This window comes from Chryseobacterium viscerum (assembly GCF_025949665.1).
Lineage (GTDB): Bacteria > Bacteroidota > Bacteroidia > Flavobacteriales > Weeksellaceae > Chryseobacterium > Chryseobacterium viscerum_A.
The window spans coordinates 512837-539695 of sequence record NZ_JAPDFT010000001.1 but is presented as its reverse complement, the minus strand read 5'-3'; the positions used below and the strand labels follow the sequence as shown (position 1 = coordinate 539695).

The following is a 26859-nucleotide window of genomic DNA, read 5'->3' as shown; positions in this document are numbered from 1 at the left end:
AGCTATTTAAATTTTGTCTAATGGCTCTGTCAATTGTCCTTCCCATTTCGAAACCGCTGAAGTGGCCAATGTATTTCCTAATACGTTAGTCATACTTCTTCCCATATCACAGAAATGGTCAATTGGTAAGATCAAAGCAATTCCTTCCGGTGGAATACCGAACATGGAACACGTTGCCACAATAATTACCAGAGAAGCTCTCGGCACTCCCGCAATTCCTTTTGAGGTAAGCATTAATACCAATAGCATTGTAATCTGCTGTCCAAGGCTCATTTCTATACCGTAAATCTGTGCAATAAAGATGGAGGCAAATGTCATATACATCATACTTCCATCCAGATTGAATGAATATCCTAAAGGTAAAATAAAGGATACTACTCTGCTGTTACACCCAAATTTTTCAAGCTCTTCTACCAATTTCGGGAACACTGCTTCTGAGCTAGTTGTAGAGAAAGCGATCAGTAATGGCTCTTTAATTCTTTTTAAAAGGTCAAAAAGACGATTTCCTAAGATAAAATATCCTACCAGTAAAAGTACCAGCCAAAGAACTCCTATAGCAAAGAAGAAGTCTCTCAGGTAAATAGCATATACTTTAAAGATTTCAAAACCATTGGTTGCCACTACTGCTGCAATAGCTCCCAATACTCCAAGTGGAGCAAACCACATAATATACCCTACCATTTTAAGAATCGCATGAGCAATGATATCAAAAAGCTTCACCACAGGTTTAGAATATTCTTCTCCCAAATTCGCAAGTGCAACTCCAAACATCACCGCAAATATCACGATTTGCAATACTTCATTGGTAGCAAAGGCTTCAAATAAACTTTTAGGAATCATATGCTTAACAAAGTCTTCCATGGAAAAACTTTTACTGCTTTTAAGAAGCTCATCAGCAGAAGATACGTCCTGAATCGGTAGTTTTGTGACATGTCCCGGCTCCAGCCAGTTAACGAGAATCAACCCGATGAAAAGGGAAATCAGAGAAGCGGAAATAAACCAAAGCATTGCTTTTGTTCCTACTCTTCCAATCATTTTGATATCACTCATTTTGGCAATTCCCACTACTAATGTCGTAAAAACCAATGGAGCAATAATCATCTGTACCAATCTGATAAAAACCGTTCCTAACAGTTTTATGTTCTTGGAAAAAGGTTCTGCATTCTCAGGATATTTCACGTGTACAATACCTCCAATTCCAACTCCCACAAGAAGGGCAATGATAATTGCTATAAAAAGTTTATTCTGTCCTTTCATATATATAGTTCAATTTGCGCAAATATAATGGTTTTTCAATTGGCAGAAGATTTTCTTCAATGAGCATTAATTTTACATTAAGTTTTTAATACCTAAAAATTAAAAGCCTGGTTTAGAAAATATTGTAAAAAAATTAAGAAACATTTATTGAATTTTTATTCTTTTGGTACAAATTTTATTATTACATTTGATTGTATAACAACATTAATAAATATACAATATGAAAAAAACTATTGCAATGGCTGCATTAGCTGTAGCTGTATCTTTCGGTGCTATTTCTTGTAAAAAGAAAATTTCTGATGCCGATCTTCAGACTCAGGCTACAACGGTAGTAACTTCTAATCCCAATGCTTCTGTTGAAGTAAAAGAAGGTGTAGCTCACTTAAGCGGTACTTTCGCAGATCAGCAGTCTAAAGATGCGATGATCGCAAAACTAAAAGCGATCAACGGAGTAAAAGACGTAATGGATATGTCTACTGTAGCAGCTGCTCCTGCTCCTGCTCCTGCACCTGTTGAAACCACTTCTGCTATAGATCCTGCTGTTCAGAAAAAAGTTCAGGATGCGGTGAAGGATTTCCCTTCTGTAAAGGTAGAAGTTGTAAACGGACAGCTTACTCTTACAGGAAATGTTTCCGGCCTTCAGGCTAGAAAAATCAAAGAATCCGTAGATGCTTTGAAAATCGGAAAGTATAACAACAACCTAATCGTAAAATAATTTAAAATGAGCGAATTACAAGATAAATATTCAAGCGTAGTTTCAGCGGCACAGTCTGCAGGGATTTCAAATCTTCAGGTTCAGGAGCAGGACGGGATTCTTTATGTTTCCGGAAACGCTTCCAATACTGCGGCTAAAGATGCTGTATGGAATGCTTTAGGAGCTATTGATTCTACTTATTCTGCTTCAGATATCAATATTGATGTACAGGTTGCAGGTCTTACTTCAGGAGCTTCTTTAACAGTAGCAACGGAAGATTCTAATCTGAATATCAGACAGGAACCTTCTACTGAAGCTGCTGTAGTAGGTAAAGCGGCTAAAGGTTCTTCTGTAACTCTAATTGAACAAACTTCTGATGACTGGTGGAAAGTGAAAACAGCTGAAGGTCAGGAAGGATATGCTTATTCAAGATATTTAAGAGCATAATTTCTATTAAAATATAATAAATTTTCATAAAAAAAGCATAGAAACATCCCACCTTTGGGATGTTTTTATATTTTTACCGTCCTGGAAAAAAACAATGAAGAAAACTCTGTTGCTACTGGCTTTGATGTTCACAGCATTTATTCTGCATGCACAAAAATTACACATCGATGGAAAAATATCAGATTCTGAAAAGAAAGCGGTACAAAATGCCACTGTTTATCTTTTGAAAGAAAAAGATTCATCCATTGTCAATTACACGGCAACTAATAAAGAAGGTAAATTCTCACTGAAGATTGATGATATGAAAGAGCCTTCCATTCTAAAAATTGATGCCGAGAAACAGTCTCCTTATTCGAAAAAATTTGAGAAAATAGATCAGTCTATATCTTTAGGAGATATTCAGCTTGAAAAACAAAGTATTATCAACAATATTGATGAGATAAAAATCACGGCATCACCGGTAAAAATTAAAAAAGATACCATTGAGTTCAGTGCGTCTGCAATCAAAGTACGGCCTGACAGTAAAATAGAGGAGCTGCTGAAGCAGATTCCTGGTGTTGAGATCAGCAATGAGGGAAAAATTACGGTTAACGGGAAGGAAGTGGATCAGATTATGATCAATGGTAAACCTTTCTTTGATAAAGATGGCAAAATTGCCCTTCAGAATTTACCTGCAGATATCATCAAGAATATTCAGTTTACAACAACCAAAACAAAGGAAGAAGAACTTAGCGGGAAAGCACCCAAATCTCAGAATACCACCATCAACTTTAATATTGACGAAAAGAAAAATAAAGGATTGCTGACAAGACTTACAGTTGGTTACGGATCAGATAAGCGGTATGAAGCAAGCGGATTGGCCAGTTATTTTAAAGGGGACACAAAAGTAAGCATCCTTGCTTCTTCCAACAATATCAATTCACAGGGATTTTCCAGAGATGAGGTTTTTGACAGTATGGGAAGCGGCCGGAATGCATGGATGATGCAGGGCGGATCAGTCTCAACGGTAGGAAGTACGACGTATTACAATCAGGGAGGCGGTACAAAAGGGATTCAAAGATCTACAACCATAGGATTGAATTACAGTGATAAAATGGGAAAAGATGCTGATCTGGATTCTTTCAGTCTGATGCATTCCGATTCTAATACAGAAACAAGATCCAAAATTTCAAGATCTACCCTTCTACCGGATTATACCCTTCAGACCAATTCTGAGAGTAATGGAGAAAATGAATCCAAACAATACAGCTTTGATACTTCAGTAAACGTTAAACTGGATTCCCTGACAAGTATTTATTTTTCTCCAAGATTTTCAAAAAACAGCAGCTTTAGTTTTAATAACTCACGATCATCTTCTTTAAAGAATGGCAGCCTTCTGAATGAAAGTAATTCATATTCAAGTAATGATTCTGAAAATAATTCATTTAATCCAAACATCTATTTTTCAAGAAGATTCAAGAAAAAAGGACGTTCTGTTTCAGCTAATATAAACAGTTCTATTTCTGAATCTAAAAGGGATAATCTGAATCAGTCTCAGAACACCTTCTATCAGCAAAGCGGCACTACTGTTGACAACAGAGATCAGTTAGCCAAAAATAAAAATCAGAATAATACGTTTAATTTCAATGCGGGATATACAGAACCCATTTCCGATTCGTCCAGTGTAAGTTTTGAAGTAAAATATGAAACAAGATCATCCAGAGATCTTAGAAATGTAAATGATTTTGATAATGCAACAGGTGATTACACCAAATATAATCAACTTTTATCCAACAATATGAGGCAGAGAATCAATCAAATCTCTCCTGAACTAGCTTATCAGATCAACAAAAACAAACTCAACTTCTGGGCTTCTGTGCATCTTAATATTTCGGATATGAAAGTAAATTCTATCTTTAACGGACAACAATATGATCTGCAGAAAAATTTTGTACTGCCTGAATATGATCTAAACCTTTACTACCAGCTTGGTGAAGGAAAAAACCTAAGTATTTACAACTCCTCCAATTACACGATCCCAACGGCAGAACAGCTTACTCCATATAAGGATGAAACCAATCCTTTGGCAACCTATCAGGGAAATCCTGATCTGAAAAACACTTGGACCAACAATCTTTCTCTATATTTCAGCAATTATAACAAGGTAAAAGATCTCAGCTATTATATCAATGTGGGCTTTACCTACAGAAACAATGATATCATCAATTTTACGAAATATGATAATGCAGGAAAACAAATTGTTACTTATGATAACGTGAGCGGAAATAAAAGCATTAACGCCAGCGGAGGATTAAGCAAAACCCTGAAATGGAACAACAACAAACTTACCATCAGTCCAAGGTTCAGTATGAATTATGCCTATAATAATGGTTTTATCGACGGCCAATCGTTCACCAGCAATTCATACAATCTTAATCCGGGACTTAACCTGGTCTATGAAATCAAGGATAAAATGACGATTAAACCCTCTTACAGACTTGGGTACAGCTTCTCAAACTACACCAATTATAATATAAGCAGAGTAAATACGGCTAATCAGTCATTAAAACTGGAATTGACCAATTACATGCTGAAGGGCAGATTTGTATTTGGAAATGACTTTGAATATAATACCAGCTCAAATATTGCTCCGGGCTTTAAAAAGGATTTTTATTTCTGGAATACCAGCCTTGGGTACTCATTCTATAAAAAACAGTTTACAGCAAAAGTGAAGGTCTATGATGTATTAAATCAAAACCAAAGCGTAAAAAGAACCATCACAGATTCTTATTTTGAAGACCGTGAAGACCTGATTCTGAAACGATACATCATGTTCTCTATCAGCATGAAGCTGAATAAGTTTGCAGGTAAAAAAATGTAATAATACAACACCATACTTTTATATATATATTTTTGATAATGGCCGGATCTTTCCGGCTATTTTTATGAATACAACCAAGATGTATCAATAAACGTGTTTTTATTTTTAAATTAGCAGCAAATTTTTTTTATGAAAATCCATATTTCAGTATTATGTATTCTTTTTTTCATTCTTGGAAAAGCTCAGAAGACGGAACAGAAAGATACTTTCGTTAAAGACAATTTCACCAAGAAAGAATTTTATATTCCGATGCGTGATGGAGTGAAACTTTTCACAGCCGTATATATCCCGAAAGATATATCAAACAAAAACAAATATCCGTTTCTGATGCAGAGAACCTGCTACAGCATTGCCCCATACGGAGAGAATGAATATAAAACAAAGGTAGGTCCCAACACCTATCTGATGAAAGACAAGTATATTTTTGTGTACCAGGATGTACGCGGAAGATATATGAGTGAAGGTACTTTTACCAATATGACTCCTCAGGTAGAGAGAAAAACAAAAAAAGATGTTGATGAAAGTACAGATACTTATGATACCATCGAATGGCTTTTGAAAAACATCAAAGATAATAATGGAAAAGCCGGTCAGTTCGGAACCTCTTATCCTGGGTTCTATACTGCTGTAGGAACGTTGTCACAACATCCCGCACTGGTAGCTTCTTCCCCTCAGGCCCCTATCTCAGATTTCTGGAATGATGATTTCCTTCACAACGGAAGATTTATGTTAGGCTATTTCAGAACATTTCCAGTTTTTGGAGTTCAGAAAACACAACCTGAGAAACAGGCTTGGTATATGGATTCTTTCGTTAAACAGACTTCTGAAGACGGATTAAAGTTCTACAGAGATATGGGTACTCTAAAGGACGGATATGAAAAATATTACAAAAATAATTTCTTCATGACAGAAATTATGAATCATACCAATTATGATGAATTCTGGCAGAAAAGAGGGCTTCTTCCTCATCTGAAGAATATCAATCATGCTGTAATGACTGTTGGAGGATGGTTTGATGCAGAAGATCTTTCCGGTCCTTTGAATATTTATAAAACTATCGAAAAAACAAGTCCTAAAGCTAAAAATACAATTGTAATGGGACCTTTCTCCCATGGTGGCTGGTCTCAGGAGCAGGGTAAACATTTCCACAGCGAAACCTATTTTGGTGACAGTATTGCAACCTATTATCAGAAAAATATTGAAACCAGATTCTTCAATCATTATTTGAAAGGCAACACAAAAGAAGATGCAGGACTTCCTGAAGCGCTAATGTATGACACCGGAGCTAAAGAATGGAAAGAATTTGCTTCTTATCCACCTAAAAATGCTCAGAAAGTTAATTTTTATTTAGCTGATAAAACCTTGAAAAAAACTTCCGGACAAGGATATTCAGAATATTACAGTGATCCTAACAATCCTGTTGTAAGCTCAGATCACTTAAAAGATTTCAATGGCTTTACTCCGAAAAATTACATGTCGGAAGATCAGAGATTTGCTGTAGGAAGACCTGATGTATTGACTTTCACAACAGATGTTCTGACAGAAGATATTGCATTTGCAGGAGAGATTATGGCCAAACTGAACATTGCATCCACTTCTACAGATGCCGATTTTGCCGTAAAACTAATTGACGTTTACCCTGAAGATTTTAAACCTGCAGAAAAGAAAGATGGTGTTATATATGGTAACTATCATCAGATGGTAAGAAGTGAAATAATGCCTGCCAGATTCAGAAATACGAGAGAAAAGGGAGAGGCTTTGATTCCTAATCAGAAAACGGCTGTTAATTTCAGACTTCAGGATGTGGTTCACACCTTCAAAAAAGGACATAAAATCCAGATTCAGATCAGCAGTACGTGGTTCCCGCTTTTTGCAATCAATCCTCAGAAATTTATGGACAATCCGAATTTTGCCAACAAAGAGGATTATACCAAGGCATTTATTAAAATATATGATGACAGCTCCATTGAAGCTGAAGTTTTAAAATAAATTGAAAAAGCTGTTCGTCTGAACAGCTTTTTTGTTTTTAGGAACTGTTTTTTAGGTTTCGGCTAAAGCCAGATGAATCTGTTTTTTTATTTAAGTGGGCTAAAGCCCACTCTTATTGATAAAATCCTGAAAATAAATTATTCTTCAATGGTTCTAAAGGTCAGGTTTACTCTGGGAGTTTTCACCTTTGTCGTGGGCGGAAGCCTGTGAAGCCAGTTATCCTGTGTAGTTCCTTTCATAATTAATAAGCTTCCGTTTTCCAGGAATACTTCTGTCTTTTCTTTGGATGTTTTATGTTTAAATAAAAACTTTCTTTCCGCTCCGAAAGTCAGAGAAGCAATGGCTCCGTGTTTTTTCAGATCTGTTTCACCATCACTGTGGTAGGCCATTCCTTCACTTCCGTCATGATATAAATTGAGTAGACATGAATTGTAGGTTTCTCCTGAAACTTCCTCACATTTTTTCTTCAGTTCCAATAATTCCGGAGTCCAGAATTTTGCATATTTTGTCCGTTTAGAATATGTATATTCAAAAGGTTTTTCTCCGAACCAGGCCACTTTTCTTTTGGTTAAAATCAGTTTTCCAAAGATGATTGCTTCATCATTTTCCCATGGAATCTGTTTCAGTAAATAGGTATAAAAAGAATCTGAAAGTTCTTTAGAAAAAACCTTTCCGTAATAATGAACAGTTCCGTCATGTGGAAGTATATTGATCGGATAGTCTGATATTTCTTCAAAGAGGCTCATCATAGTTTTTTAATTAAATGCTTTATTTTGTAAAAAGTACAATGTAAAATGTATTTATTATTCTTATAGTTAAACACAAATTACACCAATATTTTTCACAAATGACACAGTAGAATTCATCAATAGGAATGGGTTTTAGCCCGTTTAATCAGGAACAAGAAACACATTGGCTTTAGCCAAAACCTATCAATACATGGTATTTTAAGAATAAATATGTGAACCTTCCCAACCTACAATCAGCTGTTTCCTGTCACTTCCCCAACGGTATCCGCCGAGATGTCCGGTAGACTGGATCACACGGTGGCATGGAATAAGAAATGCAACAGGGTTACTTCCAATAGCTGTTCCCACCGCTCTGGATGCTTTAGGGTTTCCTATTTTTTCGGCAAGGCTGCCATAAGTAGACAATTTTCCCATGGGGATTGTCAACAGGCTTTCCCAGACTTTAAGCTGGAAATCGGTTCCTTTTAAATGTAATTTTATAGTATTGAGTTTTGTCCAGTCTTTATCAAATATGGACAGTGCATTCTTTTGAAGGTCATCTTGCAGTTCAGTAAAAGAAGCATTGGGGAACTTCTGTTTCAGCTCCCCTAATGCTGTTTCTTTATTGTCTTCAAAAGCCATATAGCAGATTCCTTTTTCTGTAGAAGCTACTATTATATTTCCGAAAGGACTTTCAGAAAAACTGTAATGAATACTAAGGCTTTTTCCGCCATTTTTATATTCTGCCGGAGACATTCCTTCTACCTTTACAAACAGGTCATGAAGCCTGCTGGTACTGGAAAACCCTGTCTCGTAAGCGGTATCAAACAAACTTGCTTTTTCTTCCTTCAATAGGTTTTTAGCGTGTTCAAGACTAATGAACTGCAAAAACTTTTTCGGACTTGTTCCTGCCCAATCTGTAAAGATTTTCTGAAAATGGGCGGGACTTAAGTGAATATTCTCTGCCACTTCCTCCAAACTTGGCTGAAGCCTGAAATTGCTCTGGATATATTCTATCGCCTTAGCAATTCTGTTATAATCTATCTGATTTTGTGTGGACATTGTATTATTATTTTACCTCACAAATTTCCAAAGAATATACGGCAGAAAAAATCCGATTCTTGCGGAATATTAGTTGTTGTTATAAATATCGTTATAAGCAAGCATTTTATAATATAACTTAGCGGCAAGGAAAGCTGTTGGCTTAGCCATTGGGGAATCCATTAATTCTACAATGTCAAATGCTACTACATTACATTTTTCAAATACTTTTCTTAATAATTCCAGTGTTGGATACCATTGTAATCCACCTGGTTCAGGAGTTCCTGTAGAAGGAGCAATGGAAGGATCAAAAGCATCTAAATCAATCGTGATATAAACGTTTCCTGAAACTTTTTCCAATACATCATTCACCCAGTTCTCGTTGTTCGCAATCTCGTGAGCAAAGAATACTCTTCCTTCCGGTAGATATTGAGCTTCTTCAGCATCCATAGAACGGATTCCCACCTGAACCAAGTTATGTTTCTGGTTCGCTTCAAATACAGCACAAGCATGATTAGAAGTAGAACCATGGAACTCAGGACGTAAATCTGTATGAGCATCTAACTGAAGAACGGTAAGGTTTTCAAATTTCTCTCCTACTGCACGGATAGAACCGATAGACACAGAGTGTTCACCTCCAAATAAAGTAAATACTTTCCCTTCATTGTTCAAAAGTTCTTTTGTTTTCTGGTAAACAGCTTCTGTCATTGCTTCCGGGCTTGAATTTTCAGAAACTTCTCCTGCCAGATATACTCCCTGAAGATAAGGTTCTGTTTGGGTTTCAATATCATAAAGCTCCATGTTTTCAGAAGCGTTTAAGAATAATTCAGGACCTTTATCAGCTCCTTTTCCCCATGTTGAAGTTCCATCATAAGGAACAGTTACCAACATTACTTTCGAATTCTCTAGCGTTGCGTTTTCCTCGGGAATTCCTGCGTATGTTTTCATATATAATTATTAATTAAAAAATTAAATGATTGAAAAATTAATAGATTCCACAAAGATACAAAGAGTTTATGAGTTGGAGAGTAAGAGTGTCGGAGAGTTTGTGAGTTACAAACCTGCTACCTACTACCTATCATCTATTACCTTTATTCATTTTCCATTCTCAGCTCAAATAGTTATTTTTGTACAAAACTCATTATATGCCTTTAAAAGCTGTTCTTTTCGATATGGATGGAGTGATTGTAGATACAGAGCCATTGCATAGAAAAGCTTATTTCAAAACGTTTGATGAATTGGAAATTGCTGTTTCCGAAGAACTGTATACCTCTTTTACCGGGGCTTCCACCAAAAGAGTTTCTGAAACTTTGATCAATGAATTTAATTTAAATCAGACTTATGAATCCATTGCGGGAATCAAAAGGTCTCATTTCAAAGATTATTTTTATAATGATGATGAATTTGATTTAATCCCAGGGGTAAGAAAACTGATCGAACATTATCATGAAAATGGAATAAAGCTTATTCTGGCTTCTTCAGCCACCATGGTAACAATCAATATGGTTTTTGAAAAATTCGGGTTGGAAAAATATTTCAGCGGAAAGATCAGCGGTGCCGATTTAAAAGAATCAAAACCTCATCCTGAAGTTTTTTTACTGGCTGCAGAAATGGCAGAAGAACCTGTTGAAAACTGTATGGTGATTGAAGATTCTACCAATGGAATTCTTGCTGCACACAGAGCCAAAATTTTCTGTGCAGCTTACAGAAGTCCTCATTCAAAAAATCAGGATTATACGCTGGCAGATACTGTAGTTACTGATTATGAAGAATTAGAACTGGATAAGATCTCAAAATATTTTTAAATAAAAAGCTCTCAGAATCTGAGAGCTTTTGTTTTATAAGTTTTGGCTAAAGCCAATTGACTTTTCTATTGATTGTAAATGGGCTAAAGCCCATTCCTATTGATCATAAATTATTTATACCCAAGAATTTTCAGGATATCTTCCGGTTCCTGCTTCTCACGGAAAATTTCATATTGTAATTCCCCATTTTCATCCTTTTGAATCAGGACGTGTCTCGGCTGAGGCATCAGACAATGATGTACTCCACCATATCCTCCAATTGTTTCCTGATAAGCTCCAGTATGGAAGAATCCAATATACAATGGCTTAGTATCACTGAAAACCGGTAAATAAATTGCGTTGGTATGCTGTTCGGAGTTATAATAATCATCTGAATCACACGTCAGTCCTCCTAAGAATACCCTTTCATAAGAATCTTCCCAACGGTTAAGCGGAAGCATGATAAAGTGTCTTGAAATCGCCCATGTATCAGGAAGAGTGGTCATGAAAGAAGAGTCAATCATATTCCATTTCTCCCTGTCATTCTGACGTTTCTGAGAAATGATTTTATAAAGATTCGCTCCGCTTTCTCCTACAGTAAAGCTTCCGAATTCTGTATAGATATTAGGTTCTTCTACACCTTCTTCTTCACAGAATTTTTTGATCTGAGAAACGATCTCTTCTACCATATACTGATAGTCGTAATCAAAATTCAAAGAAGTTTTGATTGGAAAACCACCTCCGATATTCAATGAATTTACTTCCGGAGCAATTTTTTTCAAACGTGCGTATACACGAAGACATTTATACAATTCGTTCCAGTAGTAAGAAGTATCTTTGATCCCGGTATTGATGAAGAAGTGAAGCATTTTCAATCTTGCATTCGGGTGTTCGGCAATCTTCTGGCTGTAATAAGGAATAATATCTTTGTATCCGATTCCTAATCTTGAGGTATAGAATTCGAATTTCGGTTCTTCCTCTGATGCAATTCTGATCCCGATATTGAAGGTAGAATCAATACTTTCCGTAAGTTTATCTAATTCTCTGTAATTATCAAGAATCGGGGTAATATTTTCAAAACCATTGTTGATCATATCTGAAATATTTGTCAGATAATCATCTGTTTTAAAACCATTACAGATTACTTCAATGTTTTTATCTACTTTCCCTTTTTCGTAAAGGGATTTTACAATATCCATGTCATAAGCAGAAGAGGTTTCTATCGAAATATCATTCTTCAGAGCTTCCTCCAATACGAAATTGAAATGACTGGATTTTGTGCAATAGCAGTAGGTATAATTCTTTTTATATCCGGTTTTTTCAAAAGCTTCTTTAAACCAGCTTTTGGCCTTCTGAATATTTTGAGAAATTCTCGGCAGATAGCTAATCTTTAGCGGAGTGCCAAATTGTTCAACTACATCCATCAATGGAACGTCGTGAAACAACAAATTGTTCTCAGATACATTAAATTCCTCCGTAGGAAAATATAATGTCTGATCAATAAGTTCCGAGTACTTTATTTTCATTTCTAAACAAGTGAATTAAGAAATGCAAAATTGCTAAAAAAGTTTGATTTTCGGGTGTTAAAATTATTATAATTTTAAATAAAGACCCAATATTGTATCTTGCAAAAATTTATCTCTGATAATCAATAGGTAAACTTTTGAATATACTCTGTTCTTTTGATATCTGAAATTCCTAATACCTGCTGAATATAGGCATCTGTGGAACCATATTTTTTATCAATCTCACCAAAAGCGGCATCAAGGTATCTTTTTTCTACCCAGCTCAGTTTTTCCAGCACCTGTAAATCCATCTTTGGATAGATAAAATGTAAGCTATTGGCAAGGCGAAGTCTTTTCTGAACCATATCTTTTCTATAGTTGTTGGATAGAAGATATTCATTATAAATAGTCTCTTTATCAAACTTCAGTATAGTTAAGATGAGCGCTGTGGTAATTCCTGTTCTATCTTTTCCTGCAGTACAGTGGTACAAAACAGGATCTTCAGATTCCAGTATCTCAGTGATGATTTTCTTTATGATTTCCGGGTTTTCCGTAACGTATTCCCGATAGAAATCTATCATTCTCTTGTCTGCATCAGAAGCATTCACTTTACCTTTCAGAACCAGTTTTTTTGCCTGGGCCAGCTGATCTCCCTCATCTTCAAACGCTGAATATTTTTTGTAAACTGTACGTGAAGGAAGCTGATCAGGTTTCTGAGCAATTTCCTTTGAATTTCTAAGATCAATAATTTCTTTGATTCCCAATTTTTCAAGATCGTCAAAAGATTTCCTTTTAAGTTTATTAAGATGGGCACTTCGGTAAAGTTTTCCTTCCTTCAGTGTTCTTCCTTCTGTATTTTTAATATTTCCTACCGTCCGGAAATTGGTTACTTTCTTGATATGAATCACTTTTTCAGTCTCACTTTTTCCATATTCAGGGGTTTCAAAATGCTGTGTTTTGCATGAGAAAACACTGCATAATGAAATGGTGAAAACTGATATTTTGATTAGTTTATTCAATAATTTTTATTTTATGTGAGAATTAGTAACAAGCCTGTAAAATCTTTTCATTTGCCAACTTTCTAAGTTTTGGCTAAAGCCCGTTTCTATTGATTGGGTAACTGCTCGATAAAAAACTTTAATAGATTGCAGGATATTCTATTTCATTGATTCCTACAAATAACAAGACATCACCCGATTCATATTCTATGGAAACTTCATCTTCAACGGCAAAATTCCGGGTTCCTATTCTCGAGGTAATACTTAGGATTTCATTTGTCAAAGGCCAGTTGAGTCCTTTTGTTGTAATATTATTCACTGATGGAAATGGATAGAGAGAAATCATTCTATTTTTCACTCCTTCTAATTTAAAATAATTGGGAATAAAATAATATTCTGAAAATTCGTCATAAAATTTAATGTTCATCCGGTCTTTGAATGCATAGGCAACGGTAAGATTTCCCAGAAAGTGATCCTGTTCACCTCCACTTCCTCCGAAAACATCAATCTCCAAAAAGCCTTTTTCCAAAATGATTTCCAAAGCTTTATGAAAATCTGTTTTCTCCTGATCCAATGTAAGGATAAATTTTCCCTGATACATATCTTCATCTGATCCGGAATGTGAATCAAAATCCCCGGATATAAAATCCAGCTTACCCAGAGGAAAATTCATTCTTTTTAAATAATGAAAAGCACCGTCTGTACAGGCAATCAAACTATAGTTTTCCGGATTGGGTAGCGATTTTGGAGCATCTCCGTTGATGAAAAGTAATGCTTTATCTCTCATTCGGGTTCCAGTATTCTTCCGGTTCGTTGTTCAGTTTTGAAATATATCTTGCCAACACAAAAAGATAATCTGAAAGTCTGTTTAAATATTTAATCAATTCAGGACGCACTTCTTCGGATTCATTCAAAAATACCAATGAGCGTTCTGCTCTTCTGCAGATGGTTCTTGCAGCATGTAAAAAAGTGGCAGATTTTCCACCTCCGGGAAGAATAAAATACTGAAGTGGCTCCAGTTTGTCTTCAAAAGCATCCATCCACTGTTCCAGCTCTTCGATTTCTGTTTCTGAAATAATAATCGGAAGGCGTGATTTTCCGTTTGCCAGCATCAGTTTATCTGTTGGCGTAGCAGCCTCGGAACCTACAGTAAACAAATCAAACTGTATTTTCTTAAGTTGTTTTAAAACTTCTTCATCTGCGATATGACTTTTGGCAATCCCGATGAATGAATTCAGCTCATCTATATTTCCATAACTGTCTACTCTGGCACTGGCTTTAGAAACTCTTGTTCCGCCATATAATGCCGTCTGACCTTTATCTCCTGTTTTCGTATAAATTTTCATAGTACTAAAATACCTTTTTTTGTATAAAGTACAATGTAAAAAGTACCAATAACTGCCTATTCTGCCTGAAAAAATAATTAGCTGACATTAATTCTAATGTCAGCTAATATTTGTAGGTGGGTTTTATATCTTTTGAAATTACCTGTCCTTTTTAAGTATGACAAAGCAAATGTTAATTCTCTTATTTAGAGATTAAAAAGTATAATTAACATTGAGCTGAAAAGTTGTTCCGTTAAATCCGAACTGATTCACCTCCCAAGGATACTTAAATCTTCCTCCAAGATCTGTTACTATATCTCCTTTGCTGTCTATGACATCCGGATAAATATTAAATAGATTATTTACAACTCCGGAAACTTTAAGATCTTTGGTGATTTTATAGGTTAAAACTATGTCTGTAATGACCTTTCCAGAAAATGTCTGATCTTTAGCAGGATCAGTTGCATGCTGCCAGGTAACAGACCCAAAGTAAGTATTATTAAGGTTAAAATTAAACTTTGAAATGTCATACGAAAGACTAAGTATAGTTTTTGTTTTGGGTCTTGCAGAGGTAATTCTTGATTGTTCTTTTCTATCAAAAAAGTTTTCTGAGTACCCATTTTCAGCCAAAATATTCGGAACGGCAATATTATCTACTATTTTAGTTTCGTTATAATTGAAAGCTGCAATAACTCCCAATCTTCCTTTACCAATGGCGGAAGTATAATAATTTGCAACGAAATCTACCCCCTGGGTAACTGTATTTACAGCATTGGTGAAAAACTTCAGGGAAGTTATTTTATTATTGTCTAATATTACTTCCACAGGGTTTGTTAGATCCGGACTCCCAGGAGCACCTGTTTTGTAACCAATATCTCCCGAGAAAAGTACCCTGTCTTTAATTTTTATTCTGTAATAATCTGCTGTAATCGTAAGGTTTTTAAAAGGTTTTACAGCAAATCCTCCAGTAATGTTAAAGGCTTTTTCAGCATTTAATTTGGGTACACCAAGATCCGATCTTACAATTTGAGAGTCATTATTAAAAGTACCCTGATTAGCTACAGTATTCCCTGTAATTTTGGTTTGAACATTGGAATAATAAATCTGGTGTAATGAGGGTGCTCGGAATCCTGTAGAAACAGACCCGCGGAAAACTAATTTATCATCCAACAATTTATACCTCGCATTTCCTTTCCAGGAAACATTATTTCCAAAATCACTAAAGTTTTCATATCTCACAGTTCCTCCAATCAACAGGTTTTTCGTAATATCCCATTCAGCATTCATATAAGCTCCAATATTCTGACGATTTTTATTAACTTCATTTTGAGACTGCAGTCCTGGAAATGATTCAGCACCACTTCCTATATAAGATGCCTCTTCCCCTGCCCTTGCTTGATAATTTTCATTGCGCACTTCTGCTCCAGCTCCTAAAACAAGCGCACCAAAATCCCGGCTGACATCTATGTTTCCTATAATATTACTGAACTGGTGTCCACCTGCTTTAAAACTGGTTGGTGAATTTGCACCCAAAGAAACATTAATGGTATTTCCCACAACATAGTCTACTGCATTAGAACCAAAAGTTGCACTCCCATCAAAGCTCCATTTTCCAAACATACCTTTCCAGCCTGAGGTTAAATTATAATCATAAACATCCGTTTTAAATTCAGGCTGAAATCCATTGTAAGGTTGTCCTTTTGGAGTTAATAAACCAAAATCGGAAGTTACCCAATAAGGTGTTCTATACAAACCATAACTGGTCCCATTCCTGTAAGTTGTACCACCAAAAGCATAAAATTTACCTGTTTCACTTGTTGGCAACTCAAAATTGACAAACATATTAGCAACTTTTGTGTCCGGCTGCCCTATAATCATTCCTAAACCAGGATTAGCTTGTGTCCAGGCATTATCCACACCAAAAAGTTCATCTTTTGTAACAGAACCTGCACGGTTTGTTCTATTTTGGGATGAAAATCCTAAGGTAAGGTTCAGACTTCCATTTTTTGCAACCTTGATTCCTGTATTAAAATCTGCTCCGATATTAAAACCATCTCCTTTTGAAGTAATACCTGAAAAAAGATTGACTGTACTTTTTCCAACGCTGTTCTTAAGAATAATATTGATCACTCCTGCAATAGCATCAGAACCATACTGTGCAGATGCACCATCTCTCAATACCTCTACATTCTGTAAGGCAGCAGATGGAATACTTTTCAGATCCGTACCTACCTCACCTTTTCCCGGTGTATCATTGACATAAATGAGAGCGCTTTGATTTTTTCTTTTATTATTGACTAACACTAATGTTCTGGATGGCCCTAATCCTCTTAAATCTGCCGGATCAAAATGAGCCGTTGCATCAGAAACGGTTTGCTGTGACGAATTAAAAGATGGAACAGCGTAGGTTAAGGCTTTATCAAAAGTAGTTTGCCCTGTGGATTTTAATTGTACAGCAGAAATATTATCAATAGGAATTGCTGAGGTAATAATGGTTCTGGGCTTAGTTCTACCCGTTGTAACCACAACTTCATCTATTTTATTTTGTTTTATGCTGTCCTGAGCATATCCCATTGCACCAGCTCCGCTTAATACTAATACACAGATTTTTTTATTAAATGATTTCTCTTTCATGTGATTTGATAATTATTCAATAAATCTAATGAAAATATTAATATTAAACATAAAAATAAACCATATGGTATGAATAATATTCCATAAATCCACAAATAGTATTTATTTACAAAATAGAAGCAAATTCACAAACATCAAGTAATTTATTAATAATATTAAAAGAAACGTAGTAATAATTTCCTAATTATGTCTGGAAAAGTGATTAACTTACATTAGGAAATAAATATGATTTCATTCTTTCTGAAAAGTAGTTTTCGTAGCTTGAGATTGCTTCACCTATAGCTCGCAATGGCTGTATACAAAAAATGGCCGTTGAAACGGCCATATCCAAATTATTTATTTACCTCTACGTATTGTATGATGGTCTGATTTTTTGGGTTGTAGATAATTGTACTACTGTTGGGAAACCTTTTCAATTTATAATATTGAATGTTTTTATCGGATTTTATATCTTCCAGAATACTGGCATCAAAGGTATTATCAGGAAGAAATTTTGATAAAAGACTTATTTTATCAATGATGTTTTGCCCATCAATTTTGCGGGCTTTCTTTTCTGATTTACTTTCATTAGAAGTAGGCTGTCCCTCTAAAAATGGGAGTAATACTGCAATGTCTGCTTTGTATTTAAAAATGTAACCTTCTGATCTTCCCGGGATTTTAATTTTTTTCCCTTTTTCTTCAGATACAATGTCAGCACCTTCACCGGGAAAAACAGTATTAAACTTAACGTCTTCGGAATTAATTAAAGAATTCACAGATTCATTGACCGTTTTCTTCACTGTTTCTTCTACAGCCTGCTGTGCTTTCTGCTGCACAGTTTCGGTTGTTTTTTGAACAGTCTGATCAATTTTTTCTTCAATCTTATTGCATGATACTAATAAAAAAGTGGTGACAACAGGCAAAATATACTTCTTCATAATAGCGATTTTTGTTATTAATATCCATCCTTCTAACGCAAAAACAGGTCAGGATATTTTAGCAAAGAAAAAAATATTTTTTCAATATCAAAAATCCTGCTGACAAACTGTTGTCATAACCCTGTCTTACCTTTGTATCAACAACAAACAAAAACAAAACATTATGACAACTACAGCAACAGCCACTAAACAATTCATGACTTCTGAGCAGTTATTAAACGACTGGCAGGGACACAGAAGTCTGACAAGAAGAGTAATTGAATCTTTTCCTGAAAAAGATTTGTTTGAATTTTCAATTGGCGGGATGAGACCGTTTGCAAAACTGGCAGTTGAGCTGATTGGCATTGGCGGTCCTGCTTTAAAGGGAATTGTTGAAGGAACTATCGAAGCTTACAATGAAGAAGCTTTTAATCCAAAAACAAAAGAAGAGCTTTTAAAAAAGTGGGATGAAGAAACAGAAGTGATTAATCACTATTTTAATCTGATTTCTGAGGAACGTTTCCAGGAAACTTTCAATTTGTTTGGAGAATATGAATTTCCGGTATATCAGAACATCCTTTATTTTGTAGATAACGAGGTTCACCACCGTGGGCAAGGATATGTTTATCTGAGAGCTTTGGGAATTGAACCTCCTTTCTTCTGGGAAAGATTTTAATAAAAGCGAAGAGGTAAGATTGCAAAAAGGAGAAAACCCTGAGAAAAAATTACATCTGCAATGTCATTTATTAATAGTGATTTTCTCAATTCAATCTAAACAACTTATATCATTTTTTGCGACAAAACAAATTTAGCTTTTTTGCGATCTTGCCTCTGGCTTATTAACCATTTCATTTATTCGCCTCAATTAAGTCTTTAACCTCAACAGCTGTCTTGTTGAGGTTTCTTATTGATGTCTTTCTGTCATTTTTACAAGCAGTTCGTTTAGCCTGGCGCGGAGACTTTCCGGCTCCAGAACAGTAGCATAATCTGCGAAAGTAATAAGCCAGCGGGGAAATCCATCACTGATCCATTCTGTTTCAAAAGTAAGTTCTACTCCTTGTTCAGTTTCTACTTCTTCTATCAGTCCGTAATATTTTTTGGAATTCACCAGATGAGACATTATTTTTTTGTCTACCAAAAGTTTGGCTGTGACTTTATTTCCGTTTGATTTTTTACGGTAATCATTCACCTGTCCGTACTCCTGTAAAAAGGGATTCTGGGTTTTTGAGATCTCTAAAATTCGGTCTATCCGAAATTGCCTGAAATCTTTTCTCAACGTACAGAATGCCATGATGTACCAAAAATTAAACTCAAAGAACATCCCGACAGTTTCAATAGTTCTGTTGTCTACCCTTCCATCTACCGTCTGATATCTTATGTTCAATTGGGTTTTGTCTGCAATGCTTTCTAAAATAATAGGAATTACATTTTTGAGAGAATCTCCGGAATCGGTATGAAAACTAAAAACATCAATCTGTTTTTCAATATTCTGGATCAGATTTTTATCAGAATTCCGCAATACTGAGCGCACTTTTTCCATGGCTGCCTGATAATGGTTTCCTAAACTTTGATGAGAAAATTTCTGCATCAGCTTTTCAGCGGTAATGAAACTTAAGACCTCTTCTTTGGTAAACATAATGGGAGGAAGCTTGTACCCGTCCATTAAAGAATAGCCATTACCTGCTTCACCTACAATAGGAATACCGGCATTTTCCAAGGTTTTTACATCACGATAAATGGTTCTGATACTTACATCGAACTTTTCAGCCAGATCCTGTGCCCGGACAACAGGTTTAGACTGTAATTGGGTAAGAATAGCGGTTACCCGATCGAGTTTTTTAAGATAGTGATCGTTCATGATGTAGCAAAGCTAAAATTCTTTTTCGAGGTATGTCTTATCAATGGGACTGCTTTTTTTATTAATTTTATTTTTCACAAAACAGTTTCTTCTTTATGCGTCATACTCATTTTGTACAGTCTATTGAAAAAGTTTTAAAACCAGAGCAAGCAGTCATGGATGAACTTGTTTCTCATCTGGAATCCAAAACTTACAGAAAAGGAGATTTTCTGTTAAAGGCTGATGAAACCTGCAGGTATTTTTATTTTATCGAAAAAGGACTTGTCAAACTTTTTTTTGACAATGGTGACAAGGATTTTATCATGACATTTTTTGCTGAAAATGCTTTTTTCACTGAACTGAGTGGTTTTCTTACCGGACAGCCCTCAAAATATATGATCGTTGCCCTGGAACCTACTGAAGTTCTCCGTGTACACAGAGATGTAGTTGAAGGGTTATGCAAAAAATATCACACTGCAGAAACACTTTTCAGCAAGCTTTATTCAAAAGCTCCGGTGAATATGATGGGAAGGATCAGTGAAATGCTGGAAGACGATGGTAAAAAGCGTTATCATAATTTCATGAAACAAAGGCCTGATCTTACCCAGCGCATCAGCCTTGGAGATCTGGCAGACTATATCGGGATCACTCAGGTTTCTTTAAGCAGAATCAGAGCACAGAAGCTTTAAGGGAATGGATGAGGGAAGTTATTGAAGACCGAATAGATATCATCTGCCTAATAGTAACTTCCAGCCTCCAGCTTCAAAAATCTTTCCTTATAAAATTTATCATTTGTAAAAAAAATCAGAAAAATACAGCTATACATTTGTCACATAATTAATCAAAAAAACAAATATTATGTCACAAAGAATCAATGCATTTGCAATCGGAAACAAGGCCGTAAATTCACTTCACAACATGGGATTTCAGGTACAGAATTCATCACTGGACAATTCATTTCTTGAACTGATGTATTTCAGGGTTTCACAAATGAACGGATGTGCTTTCTGCCTGGATATGCATTCCAAAGAATTAAGAGCAAAAGGTGAAACTGAACAGAGAATATTTCTGGTAAGCGCCTGGAGAGAATGTTCGTTTTATACGGATAAAGAAAAGGCAGGGCTACTATGGGCTGAAACTTTAACAGCCTTAAATGGTAAAGAAGTGAATGATGAAATTTATGCTAAGGTAAGTCATTACTTTTCTGAAACTGAAATAGTAGATTTAACAATGGCTGTTATTGCTATCAACAGCTACAACAGAATTAATATTGCTTTCGGAGCAGATGTAGGTACTTATCAGGTTCCTGAAAAAGCGCATTAAACAATTATTATGAAGATAAAAAACTCAGCCGTCCGCTGAGTTTTTTTATTTAATTTTCTTTAAAAGTATTCACTAGTTTATCGAGATTCAGACTGCGGGCTGATGCGTCAAAGATCTCCCGGTAAGTGCCCTCTTTATTATAAAGTTCATCATGAGTTCCATTTTCTACTACTCTTCCTTTTTTCATCACATAGATGATATCAGAATCCAGAATCTGCGACAGGGAATGGGAAATGATGACAACCGTCCTTCCTTCTTTTATGGCATCCAGAGAATTCTTGATCTGTTCTGTGGCAATGGCATCAAGACTGGCTGTAGGTTCATCCAAAAAGATGATCGGAGGGTTTTTCAGAAACAGTCTGGCAATGGCAATTCTCTGCTGCTGTCCTCCGGAGAGCTGAGTGGCATCATGCTGATATTGATCCGGAAGATCTATAATCTGTTCATGCAGATAAGCTTTTTTGGCGGCTTCCTGAATTTTTTCAAAACTTGCATTCATATCTCCATAGCGGATATTATCTTCAATACTTCCCTGAAAGATATGGTTTCTCTGAAGCACCAGTCCAAGATCACTTCTCAGAAAAGTATTGTCAAATTCATTAAGATTTACTCCATCCAGAAGAATCTCTCCGGAATCCGGAAAATAAAATTTACACAAGAGATTAATAACCGTTGACTTTCCTGCACCGCTCAGCCCTACCAAAGCCGTAGTTTTTCCGTTTTCAATTTTCATGGAAACATCATGTAAAGCCTTTGTACCGTTGGGATAAGTAAAATCAACATTTTTCAATTCAAAATTTCCTTTGATTTCCTTTTCCACAAAACTTCCGTTCGACTCGGTTTCGTTATCTGCATTCAGAATATCAAAATAGCCTTCAGCATAGATCATGGCATCGTTCATATCATCATAGATTCTGTGTAGTTGGCGGATAGGTGCAGAGACATTGTTGAAAAGCATAATATGAAGCATAATTGCACCGATGGTCATTTGCTGGTCAAGAACGAGATAAACGGTTAAAAGAATGATCAGAACAACTCCGAACTGTTCAATAAACGTTTTTAAACCATCATAAATAAAGTTGGTTCTTCTTGTGATCATCTGGCTTTCCATCAGTTCCATCTGAAGATCGTACTGTTTTTTTCCTTCAAATTTTTCGCGGACAAAACTTTTAATCACCATAATGGAATTGATCAGATTCAAAAGTCCGGAGGTCTTTTTTTCTCTCTGATTTCTAAGCTGACGGCGCACTCCCCCGAGTTTTTTGGCCTGCAGAGAACTGATGTAAAAATAAATCGGAACAATGATTGTTGAAACAAGCCCTACATACACATTCTGCATATACATAATGATCAATGCAATAATAGCGTTGGAAAAAAGCGGCAGAATATCAATAAAAAAATTCTGCACCAGTCTGGTTAAGCTTTCTATCCCACGGTCTATTCTGATCTGTAATTTCCCGGATTCATGGTTTTCATCATTAAAATAAGCAACTCTATAGGTCAGAATTTTATCAATCGCGGATTGTGCCAATACAGAACTTACATTAATCCTGATTTTTTCTCCATAAAATTTCTGTCCAAAGTTGATAAAGATATTCAGAAGTTCTTTTCCAAGTAAAATAATGGAAATAATGATGAGAATATGTATTCCTTCTGACATTGGATGCGGAAGATGGGTAAGCTTGGTAACCTCATCTACGGTGTATTTTAAAACAATCGGGTTTACCTGTGCTGCGAGGGCTCCCAGAAAAGTAAGAAACAATGTTCCGTAAATCATTAGCCGGTAAGGTCTGATAAAGGGGACAAGCTGTTTATAAATTCCGAACAAGGTGACTGTTCTGTTAAAAGGTTTGGCCATAGAAATCATTTTTAAATGAAAAACGTACCGCTTTCAAAAGAAAAAGGTACGAATTATTATTAAACTGGTCATCTAAGATATATTTAAGAATCTTTCAATGTACCATCGTCATTGATGTATTTGAATTGATAGTTTGGATCAATTATCTTTCCGCCCATTTGTACAAAAGAGCCCCACATTCCTGACCAATCTTCAAAATCATTTTCAACCGATGTATCCCAACGGACTACTGTTGAACTTTTATGAAACTTTAAATTCACTATAATACCGTATTCATCATCCAAAAAAATTTTGGTTCCTACTTGAAAATCTTCATATTTATAGGGATCATCCATTTATCCTTCAAACAGATAAGTCGTAAGGTAATGCAGTTCTTTTCTGCTGGCTTCTTTAGACTCTGCTTCTGCCTGCTCCATAGAGTATTGTGAATTGATTTCCTTTTTCTGGAAAACAAATGAGTTGTTTGCATTTTTATCTACCACATCATTAAAGATATGTTCAATTTCAGAGTTTGCTAATGAAGCAAAGCTGATATCTTCAAAACCATACATCAGTCTCAGATCATCAAACTGCTTGAAGTTTTCATCTGCAAAACCTTGAAGCTGCGCTTTTGAATCAAAATTACCCGCCCAGATATTGTAAGCGTATTTTTTCTTTTTAGGTTTGTCTAAAATGCTCTGATAGACAAAGTTTTCACCAAGATAGGCTTCTCTTACCTGCGGATCATTCGCAAGGTCTTCCGGAAGTCCTTCTTTCAGGATCTTTCCTTCAAACATAATATAAGTTTTGTTGGTAATCGCCAACGTCTGTTGTACGTTGTGGTCGGTAATCAGAATTCCGATATTTTTATCAACAAGGCTTCGTACAATTTTCTGAATATCTTCTACAGCAATTGGGTCAACCCCTGCGAAAGGTTCATCCAAAAGAATAAAATTCGGGCTTGTAGCAAGGCAGCGTGCAATTTCGGTTCTACGTCTCTCTCCTCCGGAAAGAAGATCTCCTCTGTTTTTACGGACGTGCTGTAAAGAAAATTCTTCAATCAGTTCATCACATTTGATCTGCTGCTCACGCTTTGAAAGCTTGGTCAGCTGCAATACTCCCATAATGTTTTCTTCCACGGAAAGTTTTCTGAAAACGGAAGCTTCCTGAGCCAGGTATCCGATTCCTTTTTGGGCTCTTCGGTACATTGCATCAGTAGTAATCTCCTGTTTATCCAGGAAAATTTTTCCTGAAGTGGGCTTAACCAACCCTACGATCATATAAAACGATGTGGTTTTTCCTGCTCCGTTCGGACCCAGCAAACCAACAATTTCTCCCTGTTGAACCTGTACAGAAACGCCTTTTACAACTTTTTTAGGACCGTATTCCTTGATTAAGTTTTCTCCTCGTAAAATCATAGGGCAAATATATCAAAAATATAAACTTCACTTATATGTTAATATCAACTTGTTGATTTAATTGTAAACTTATTCACTTCCAAATCATTGTAACTTTTTATCATTTTAAACTACTTATCGTAAAACATCTCAATCAATTACAATCATTAAGAAATGGAAAATTACGGTTACACAAAAACAGAAAATGCAGAAAACCAGCAAAGCAACGTTCCTTACCGTTCGGAAAAGAAAATTCCTGCAGCTTTATTGGGAATTCTTGTAGGCTGGCTCGCGTTAAATAAATTTTATCTGGGATATACGAAAGAGGGAATCATCCAGCTGGTTCTGAATGTTGTTACTTTAGGAGCAGCTTCTGTTATCCCTTTTATTGAAGGTATTTTATATCTTTTCATGAGTGATAAGCAGTTTGATGATACTTACGTTTACGGTAAAAAAGGTTGGTTATAAAATAATAAACCACCTGTCCGTTTGAAAATAAAACAGGCTGTTCGGTGAGAACAGCCTGTTTATTTTATACTGAAATGATTAGTCCGGTGGACAAGCTAAATGATTAATTGTACATGGATGCCAGATTCCTTTGCACCATGTTCCGCAATTCGGATCATCAATAATCACTTCTCCTCCTTTGATTTCCTTCAATTGATTTCTTTCAATCTTTTTAAGATTTCTCATAAATAAATTCTTTTGATGTTTTAATTATTTTCGTTTCTCGAAATTAGCTTTACTCAAAAGTAACTTTTTTATTTACTCGGAAGTCATCCATTCAGACCATTAACATAACATTAACGTTGGTGTCCGGATCAAGATTGTTTACCTTTATTTATTTAAAAGGATAGCAGCTTCTTTTGCAAAATAAGTAAAGATCATGTCTGCTCCCGCTCTTTTGAAGCAAGTAAGGCTTTCAATTATCGTTTTGTCATTATCCAGCCAACCGTTCTGAGCCGCCGCTTTTACCATAGCATATTCTCCACTTACGTTGTATACTGCAATCGGAAGGTCAATGGCTTCACGTACTTTAGAAACGATATCCAGATAAGGAAGTCCCGGTTTGATCATGATAACATCGGCCCCTTCGTCAATATCTTTAAATACTTCATTCAATGCTTCACGGGTGTTGTGGAAGTCCATCTGATATGTTTTTTTATCTTTCGGAATTTCCATATTATCTTTCGGAGCGCTGTCTAAAGCACTTCTGAAAGGTCCGTAGAAAGAACTCGCATATTTAGCAGCATAACTTACAATTCCTACGTCTGTAAAACCGCTTTCTTCCAACGCTTCACGAATGACTTGTACCCTTCCGTCCATCATATCACTTGGTGCCACAAGATCTGCTCCTGCTTCAGCATGAGATACTGACATTCTTGCCAGAGCATCGTTGGTAGCATCATTTATCACTTTTCCGTTCTCAATGATCCCGTCATGTCCGTAAATTGAATAAGGATCTAAAGCTACATCAGGCATAACAATCATTCCCGGAACGGCATCTTTAATTGCTTTGATTGTACGCTGCATCAGTCCGTCTTTATTCCAGGCTTCTTTTCCTGTATTGTCTTTCAGATCTTCTGACACTTTCATGTACAAATTGACAGCTTTTACTCCCAAAGAAAATAATTCCTTACATTCCTTCACGGTTAAATCTATACTCCGCCTAAAAATTCCCGGCATAGATGGGATTGCCTCCTGCTTGTTTTCGCCCTCCATTACGAAGATCGGCATTACAAAATCATCAGTTGTAAGCACATTTTCTCTTACCAAACTTCTGATAGATTCATTAACTCTAAGTCTTCTATTTCTTGAATGTATCATTTTGGAATACTTTTTGAATAAGTTTCTACAAATTTAATATAAGTTCTACAAAAAACTATTGTATGAAATTGTAGAATGTATTACATTTGTTATATATATTCGAGAAATTATAAATTTGATGAAAAAACTTTTACTTTTATTTCTATTTGTAGGCACTTTTGTTGGATTTTCCAACAATTTAAAAGCTCAGCTTAGAGAGCCGAGTTCCATCACTCAGAAAGCAGATGATGGGGTATTGCTTGCTTATCCAAATCCTGCAAAGGATTTCCTTATCATTAAGGCAAAAGATTCTTCTTTAAGAATCAAAAGTGTGACTTTTTATTCTATTTTGGGTATGCAGGTCGCTAATTATACAGTAAATATGAATTCCGGTGAGATTAATATTGAAAAATTGAAACCCGGAAAGTATATGATCCGTTATATTTTAAGTGACAACACGCAGAAAGTTACTCAAATCGTGAAACAATAAATTACAATCCT

At 35.7% G+C, this 26859-nt stretch carries 25 protein-coding genes and 1 pseudogene; 10 read left to right on the top strand and 16 right to left on the bottom strand.

The genetic code is table 11. From position 1 onward, the window contains the following. Positions 1–6: 6 nt before the first annotated feature. Entirely contained in the window at positions 7–1257 is a 1251-nt protein-coding gene (locus tag OL225_RS02555; protein WP_047378712.1) for a dicarboxylate/amino acid:cation symporter, read from the bottom strand. 220 nt (positions 1258–1477) lie between these two features. Here OL225_RS02555 and OL225_RS02550 point away from each other — a divergent pair, with 220 nt between their 5' ends. The 4 genes from OL225_RS02550 to OL225_RS02535 all read left to right on the top strand — a co-directional run bounded on the left by OL225_RS02550 (position 1478) and on the right by OL225_RS02535 (position 7247). Then, a complete protein-coding gene (locus OL225_RS02550) occupies positions 1478–1972 on the top strand; it encodes a BON domain-containing protein (RefSeq protein ID WP_264517164.1) in 495 nt (164 codons plus the stop codon). Positions 1973–1978: 6 nt separating this feature from the next. Further along, entirely contained in the window at positions 1979–2398 is a 420-nt protein-coding gene (locus OL225_RS02545) for an SH3 domain-containing protein (protein WP_047378714.1), read from the top strand. A 94-nt stretch (positions 2399–2492) separates the two neighbouring features. Further along, complete coding sequence (locus OL225_RS02540; RefSeq protein WP_264517163.1) at positions 2493–5258, top strand: TonB-dependent receptor; 2766 nt, start codon at positions 2493–2495, stop codon at positions 5256–5258. 129 nt (positions 5259–5387) lie between these two features. Continuing rightward, positions 5388–7247 carry a CocE/NonD family hydrolase gene (locus OL225_RS02535; protein WP_264517162.1) on the top strand — a complete coding sequence of 620 codons (1860 nt, stop codon included), beginning with the start codon at positions 5388–5390 and terminating at the stop codon, positions 7245–7247. A 137-nt stretch (positions 7248–7384) separates the two neighbouring features. Here the strand turns inward: OL225_RS02535 and OL225_RS02530 are convergent, their stop codons facing one another. From OL225_RS02530 to speB, 3 genes are all read right to left on the bottom strand, one after another. Then, positions 7385–7993: an alpha-ketoglutarate-dependent dioxygenase AlkB family protein gene (locus OL225_RS02530; protein WP_264518682.1), complete on the bottom strand. Its 609-nt coding sequence runs from the start codon at positions 7991–7993 to the stop codon at positions 7385–7387. Between the two features lie 201 nt (positions 7994–8194). Further along, positions 8195–9037 carry a bifunctional helix-turn-helix domain-containing protein/methylated-DNA--[protein]-cysteine S-methyltransferase gene (locus OL225_RS02525; protein ID WP_047378717.1) on the bottom strand — a complete coding sequence of 281 codons (843 nt, stop codon included), beginning with the start codon at positions 9035–9037 and terminating at the stop codon, positions 8195–8197. Positions 9038–9106: 69 nt separating this feature from the next. Continuing rightward, positions 9107–9964, bottom strand: a complete 858-nt coding sequence (gene speB / locus OL225_RS02520; RefSeq protein ID WP_264517161.1) for an agmatinase — start codon at positions 9962–9964, stop codon at positions 9107–9109. Positions 9965–10161: 197 nt separating this feature from the next. On the opposite strand from speB, the gene OL225_RS02515 reads away from it, so the two are divergent. Next, the gene (locus OL225_RS02515) at positions 10162–10821 is read left to right on the top strand and encodes an HAD family hydrolase (RefSeq protein ID WP_264517160.1); all 660 of its coding nucleotides are present in this window, start codon (positions 10162–10164) and stop codon (positions 10819–10821) included. Positions 10822–10931: 110 nt separating this feature from the next. On the opposite strand, the gene OL225_RS02510 is transcribed toward OL225_RS02515, so the two are convergent. From OL225_RS02510 to OL225_RS02485, 6 genes are all read right to left on the bottom strand, one after another. After that, positions 10932–12326, bottom strand: a complete 1395-nt coding sequence (locus OL225_RS02510) for a decarboxylase (RefSeq protein WP_047378719.1) — start codon at positions 12324–12326, stop codon at positions 10932–10934. Positions 12327–12448: 122 nt separating this feature from the next. Further along, positions 12449–13324 (bottom strand): tyrosine-protein phosphatase, encoded by an 876-nt coding sequence (locus OL225_RS02505; protein ID WP_264517159.1) that lies wholly within the window; start codon positions 13322–13324, stop codon positions 12449–12451. Between the two features lie 118 nt (positions 13325–13442). After that, on the bottom strand, positions 13443–14090 hold the full coding sequence (locus OL225_RS02500; RefSeq protein WP_264517158.1) for a thiamine diphosphokinase: 648 nt from the start codon (positions 14088–14090) through the stop codon (positions 13443–13445). Next, entirely contained in the window at positions 14080–14649 is a 570-nt protein-coding gene (locus OL225_RS02495) for a cob(I)yrinic acid a,c-diamide adenosyltransferase (RefSeq protein WP_264517157.1), read from the bottom strand. The genes OL225_RS02500 and OL225_RS02495 overlap by 11 nt, the downstream gene beginning before the upstream one ends. 192 nt (positions 14650–14841) lie before the next feature. After that, positions 14842–17262, bottom strand: a complete 2421-nt coding sequence (locus OL225_RS02490) for a TonB-dependent receptor plug domain-containing protein (protein WP_047378723.1) — start codon at positions 17260–17262, stop codon at positions 14842–14844. Between the two features lie 332 nt (positions 17263–17594). Further along, the gene (locus tag OL225_RS02485; RefSeq protein ID WP_264517156.1) at positions 17595–18179 is read right to left on the bottom strand and encodes a hypothetical protein; all 585 of its coding nucleotides are present in this window, start codon (positions 18177–18179) and stop codon (positions 17595–17597) included. Between the two features lie 163 nt (positions 18180–18342). On the opposite strand from OL225_RS02485, the gene OL225_RS02480 reads away from it, so the two are divergent. Further along, positions 18343–18834: a DinB family protein gene (locus OL225_RS02480; protein WP_264517155.1), complete on the top strand. Its 492-nt coding sequence runs from the start codon at positions 18343–18345 to the stop codon at positions 18832–18834. Positions 18835–19062: 228 nt separating this feature from the next. Here the strand turns inward: OL225_RS02480 and OL225_RS02475 are convergent, their stop codons facing one another. Then, positions 19063–20016: a helix-turn-helix transcriptional regulator gene (locus OL225_RS02475; RefSeq protein WP_264517154.1), complete on the bottom strand. Its 954-nt coding sequence runs from the start codon at positions 20014–20016 to the stop codon at positions 19063–19065. Positions 20017–20111: 95 nt separating this feature from the next. On the opposite strand from OL225_RS02475, the gene OL225_RS02470 reads away from it, so the two are divergent. Both OL225_RS02470 and OL225_RS02465 read left to right on the top strand, forming a co-directional pair. Continuing rightward, complete coding sequence (locus OL225_RS02470) at positions 20112–20684, top strand: Crp/Fnr family transcriptional regulator (RefSeq protein ID WP_264517153.1); 573 nt, start codon at positions 20112–20114, stop codon at positions 20682–20684. 169 nt (positions 20685–20853) lie between these two features. Then, the gene (locus tag OL225_RS02465) at positions 20854–21318 is read left to right on the top strand and encodes a carboxymuconolactone decarboxylase family protein (RefSeq protein ID WP_047378728.1); all 465 of its coding nucleotides are present in this window, start codon (positions 20854–20856) and stop codon (positions 21316–21318) included. A gap of 49 nt (positions 21319–21367) precedes the next feature. Here OL225_RS02465 and OL225_RS02460 read toward each other — a convergent pair whose 3' ends face one another. The 3 genes and pseudogenes from OL225_RS02460 to lptB all read right to left on the bottom strand — a co-directional run. Further along, positions 21368–23095, bottom strand: coding sequence for an ABC transporter ATP-binding protein (locus tag OL225_RS02460; protein WP_264518681.1), 1728 nt, complete (start codon positions 23093–23095; stop codon positions 21368–21370). Between the two features lie 164 nt (positions 23096–23259). Beyond that, positions 23260–23511 carry a hypothetical protein gene (locus tag OL225_RS02455; RefSeq protein WP_264517152.1) on the bottom strand — a complete coding sequence of 84 codons (252 nt, stop codon included), beginning with the start codon at positions 23509–23511 and terminating at the stop codon, positions 23260–23262. A 336-nt stretch (positions 23512–23847) separates the two neighbouring features. Further along, positions 23848–24573 (bottom strand): annotated as a pseudogene (gene lptB, locus OL225_RS02450) (LPS export ABC transporter ATP-binding protein); the annotation flags it as partial. A gap of 153 nt (positions 24574–24726) precedes the next feature. On the opposite strand from lptB, the gene OL225_RS02445 reads away from it, so the two are divergent. Next, the gene (locus OL225_RS02445; RefSeq protein WP_213280396.1) at positions 24727–25020 is read left to right on the top strand and encodes a TM2 domain-containing protein; all 294 of its coding nucleotides are present in this window, start codon (positions 24727–24729) and stop codon (positions 25018–25020) included. 78 nt (positions 25021–25098) lie between these two features. Here the strand turns inward: OL225_RS02445 and OL225_RS02440 are convergent, their stop codons facing one another. Together OL225_RS02440 and hemB are read right to left on the bottom strand one after the other, a co-directional pair. After that, positions 25099–25245: a bacteriocin-like protein gene (locus OL225_RS02440; RefSeq protein WP_156118482.1), complete on the bottom strand. Its 147-nt coding sequence runs from the start codon at positions 25243–25245 to the stop codon at positions 25099–25101. Positions 25246–25389: 144 nt separating this feature from the next. Further along, positions 25390–26379 carry a porphobilinogen synthase gene (gene hemB, locus OL225_RS02435; protein ID WP_047378730.1) on the bottom strand — a complete coding sequence of 330 codons (990 nt, stop codon included), beginning with the start codon at positions 26377–26379 and terminating at the stop codon, positions 25390–25392. Positions 26380–26497: 118 nt separating this feature from the next. Here hemB and OL225_RS02430 point away from each other — a divergent pair, with 118 nt between their 5' ends. Then, positions 26498–26848 carry a T9SS type A sorting domain-containing protein gene (locus OL225_RS02430; protein ID WP_047378731.1) on the top strand — a complete coding sequence of 117 codons (351 nt, stop codon included), beginning with the start codon at positions 26498–26500 and terminating at the stop codon, positions 26846–26848. Positions 26849–26859: the final 11 nt, after the last annotated feature.

Bases quoted from the DNA above. Each gene is read 5' to 3' on its own strand.
- OL225_RS02555 (WP_047378712.1), bottom strand. From the start codon at position 1,257: ATGAAAGGACAGAATAAACTTTTTATAGCAATTATCATTGCCCTTCTT.
- OL225_RS02550 (WP_264517164.1), top strand. From the start codon at position 1,478: ATGAAAAAAACTATTGCAATGGCTGCATTAGCTGTAGCTGTATCTTTC.
- OL225_RS02545 (WP_047378714.1), top strand. From the start codon at position 1,979: ATGAGCGAATTACAAGATAAATATTCAAGCGTAGTTTCAGCGGCACAG.
- OL225_RS02540 (WP_264517163.1), top strand. From the start codon at position 2,493: ATGAAGAAAACTCTGTTGCTACTGGCTTTGATGTTCACAGCATTTATT.
- OL225_RS02535 (WP_264517162.1), top strand. From the start codon at position 5,388: ATGAAAATCCATATTTCAGTATTATGTATTCTTTTTTTCATTCTTGGA.
- OL225_RS02530 (WP_264518682.1), bottom strand. From the start codon at position 7,993: ATGAGCCTCTTTGAAGAAATATCAGACTATCCGATCAATATACTTCCA.
- OL225_RS02525 (WP_047378717.1), bottom strand. From the start codon at position 9,037: ATGTCCACACAAAATCAGATAGATTATAACAGAATTGCTAAGGCGATA.
- speB (WP_264517161.1), bottom strand. From the start codon at position 9,964: ATGAAAACATACGCAGGAATTCCCGAGGAAAACGCAACGCTAGAGAAT.
- OL225_RS02515 (WP_264517160.1), top strand. From the start codon at position 10,162: ATGCCTTTAAAAGCTGTTCTTTTCGATATGGATGGAGTGATTGTAGAT.
- OL225_RS02510 (WP_047378719.1), bottom strand. From the start codon at position 12,326: ATGAAAATAAAGTACTCGGAACTTATTGATCAGACATTATATTTTCCT.
- OL225_RS02500 (WP_264517158.1), bottom strand. From the start codon at position 14,090: ATGAGAGATAAAGCATTACTTTTCATCAACGGAGATGCTCCAAAATCG.
- OL225_RS02495 (WP_264517157.1), bottom strand. From the start codon at position 14,649: ATGAAAATTTATACGAAAACAGGAGATAAAGGTCAGACGGCATTATAT.
- OL225_RS02490 (WP_047378723.1), bottom strand. From the start codon at position 17,262: ATGAAAGAGAAATCATTTAATAAAAAAATCTGTGTATTAGTATTAAGC.
- OL225_RS02485 (WP_264517156.1), bottom strand. From the start codon at position 18,179: ATGAAGAAGTATATTTTGCCTGTTGTCACCACTTTTTTATTAGTATCA.
- OL225_RS02480 (WP_264517155.1), top strand. From the start codon at position 18,343: ATGACAACTACAGCAACAGCCACTAAACAATTCATGACTTCTGAGCAG.
- OL225_RS02475 (WP_264517154.1), bottom strand. From the start codon at position 20,016: ATGAACGATCACTATCTTAAAAAACTCGATCGGGTAACCGCTATTCTT.
- OL225_RS02470 (WP_264517153.1), top strand. From the start codon at position 20,112: ATGCGTCATACTCATTTTGTACAGTCTATTGAAAAAGTTTTAAAACCA.
- OL225_RS02465 (WP_047378728.1), top strand. From the start codon at position 20,854: ATGTCACAAAGAATCAATGCATTTGCAATCGGAAACAAGGCCGTAAAT.
- OL225_RS02460 (WP_264518681.1), bottom strand. From the start codon at position 23,095: ATGATTTACGGAACATTGTTTCTTACTTTTCTGGGAGCCCTCGCAGCA.
- OL225_RS02455 (WP_264517152.1), bottom strand. From the start codon at position 23,511: ATGGATGATCCCTATAAATATGAAGATTTTCAAGTAGGAACCAAAATT.
- OL225_RS02445 (WP_213280396.1), top strand. From the start codon at position 24,727: ATGGAAAATTACGGTTACACAAAAACAGAAAATGCAGAAAACCAGCAA.
- OL225_RS02440 (WP_156118482.1), bottom strand. From the start codon at position 25,245: ATGAGAAATCTTAAAAAGATTGAAAGAAATCAATTGAAGGAAATCAAA.
- hemB (WP_047378730.1), bottom strand. From the start codon at position 26,379: ATGATACATTCAAGAAATAGAAGACTTAGAGTTAATGAATCTATCAGA.
- OL225_RS02430 (WP_047378731.1), top strand. From the start codon at position 26,498: ATGAAAAAACTTTTACTTTTATTTCTATTTGTAGGCACTTTTGTTGGA.